The organism is Nocardia takedensis NBRC 100417 (assembly GCF_000308695.1).
Taxonomy (GTDB): Bacteria; Actinomycetota; Actinomycetes; order Mycobacteriales; family Mycobacteriaceae; genus Nocardia; species Nocardia takedensis.
Genome location: NZ_BAGG01000198.1, coordinates 1 through 2,099 on the forward strand (window position 1 = coordinate 1; position 2,099 = coordinate 2,099).

Annotated in this window: 1 protein-coding gene and 2 pseudogenes; 2 read left to right on the forward strand and 1 reads right to left on the reverse strand. The window is 65.0% G+C overall.

Annotated features, from left to right (window positions below; translation table 11 throughout):
* Positions 1-223: 223 nt before the first annotated feature.
* Together ON30_RS27955 and ON30_RS41375 are read left to right on the forward strand one after the other, a co-directional pair.
* Positions 224-1,438 (forward strand): annotated as a pseudogene (locus ON30_RS27955) (IS110 family RNA-guided transposase).
* A gap of 7 nt (positions 1,439-1,445) precedes the next feature.
* A pseudogene (locus ON30_RS41375) lies at positions 1,446-1,715 on the forward strand (transposase); the annotation flags it as partial.
* A gap of 16 nt (positions 1,716-1,731) precedes the next feature.
* Here the strand turns inward: ON30_RS41375 and ON30_RS27960 are convergent.
* A partial coding sequence (locus ON30_RS27960) for a transposase (RefSeq protein WP_040711981.1) occupies positions 1,732-2,099 on the reverse strand: 368 nt, incomplete at its 5' end.

The following is a 2,099-nucleotide window of genomic DNA, read 5'->3' on the forward strand; positions in this document are numbered from 1 at the left end:
CATGGCAGGACCCTAAGTTCGAAGTGTCCGGGGTGGGTCCTCGGATGCCCGGGTCGGTGGGGTGTGGCTGATGTGCAGGATGTCGTCTTCGTGGCTCCTTGCGACTTGCCGCCCCACCGATCTGGACGCTCCGGCCGCTGATTGAGAGCTGTTGCGGATCGTCGCTGTTTAGGGACCTGCGGCGGGGTCGTCCATGGGTGTTGTGCGACAACGGGAGTGATGAGTGGCCGAGCACCCTGAGATCTGGGTCGGTATCGATGTCGGCAAGCGATCGCATCACGCGTGCGCGGTCGACTCGGCCGGGGAGTAGGTGTTCAGCCGGAAACTCGGCAATGACCAACGCGCGATCGAGCGATTGGTCGCCGAAACGGCTGCGGCAGCGGTGCGGGTGCGGTGGGCGGTCGACTTGACCGGGCCGCTGTCATTGATGCTGGTCACGGTATTGCTGAACGCCGGTCAAGTGGTCGTGTATGTGCCGGGCTGTGTCGTCAGCGCGATGAGCCGCGGGTTTCGTGGTGAGGGCAAGACCGACGCCAGAGACGCGCGGGTGATCGCGGAGACCGCTCGAATGCGTCGAGACCTGACCGAGGTCGGAATGCCCGAGGAGCTCTTGGCTGGGCTGACCCAGCTGACGCGGTATCGCGCGGACCTGATGGCGGACTGGGTCGCTGGGATCAACCGGCTGCGCGCGGTGTTGGGGTCGATCTTTCCGGCACTCGAGGCGGGGCTGGACTACTCCAATCGCGGCCCGTTGATTCTGGTCTCTGGGTTGTGCACTCCCAGCGAGATCGCAGCAGCTGGAATCGCCGGTATCACAACACATCTGCGCCAAGGTGGGGTGCGACCGTCCGGAATCGCGAAGATCGCAGCGATCGCGCTGTCTGCCGCGAGCGAACAAGACGTCGCGGTGCCGGGAGAGACGGACGCGGCGATGCTGGTCAGGCGTGCCGCTGCCAAGCTGCTCGATCTGGACCGTGAGATCAAGGACATCGACAAGCTGATAGCAACGCGGTTCCGCACACACCCCTGGGCGAGGATCATCGAGTCCCTGCCCGGAATGGGCACTGGACTCGGTGCCGACTTCCTCGTCGAAACCGGTGGCAAATTGGCGACATTCGGTTCGGCAGGACGTTTGGCCAGCTACGCCGGCCTGGTACCTGTTCCCCGCGATTCCGGCCGCGTCAGCGGCAACCTGCGGCGCCCTATCCGCTACAACCGCCGCATGCGCCGCGTCTTCTATCTCGCCGCCCTATCCAGTCTTCGAGTGGAAAACGGCCCGTCACGGCGGTTCTACGACCGAAAACGCGCCGAGCGGCTCATCCATCCCCAAGCCCTGCTCGCGCTGGCGCGCCGCCTGGTCGACGTGCTGTGGGCATTGCTGCGTGACGGACGCGAATTTGTCCTCGATCCCTCGAACTCCATCGCCGCCGCGGCTTGACAAGATCATTGAGAGTCGCAAACGGCACTCCGCCGAGGACATCGTGCGGAAACTGCGCCGTGCCGACGAGCTGACCGCAGCCGGGAAGGCCGGCGAGGAAGTCGCCGCCGAACTCGGGATCTCCGCGGCCACGCTCTACAACTGGCGCCGCCAGTACGGCGGTGTCGACACCGACGCCGCGAAGGAACTCAAAGAACTCCGCGAGCAGAACGCAAGGCTGAAAAGGCTTCTCGCCGATGCCGAGCTGGAGAAAGACGCGTTGCGGGAAATCGCGAAGGACGCTCCTATTGATGTCAAGTGGTCATCGCCTGGTAGTCGGCGCGGAGGGCGCGGAACACTTCTCGCGCGAGGTAGCGTTTGAGGCAGCGCAGGATTTCGGGGGTGGTCTTGCCGTCGTGTTTGCGGCGCGCGGCGTAGGTTTTGGTGTTCTCGTGATAGCGCAGTCGAACGACGACAGCGGTGTGTAGTGCTTGGTTGGCCTGGCGGTCGCCGCCGCGGTGAAGTCGGTGGCGGGTGGTCTTGCCCGAGGACGCCGGGATCGGGGCGACACCACACAGGCGAGCGAACGCGGCTTCGGTGGTGAGCCTGTCGGGATTGTCACCGATCGAAATCAGCAGTGCCGCAGCGGTGTCGGGTCCGAGCCCGAATACCGCCATCGTGG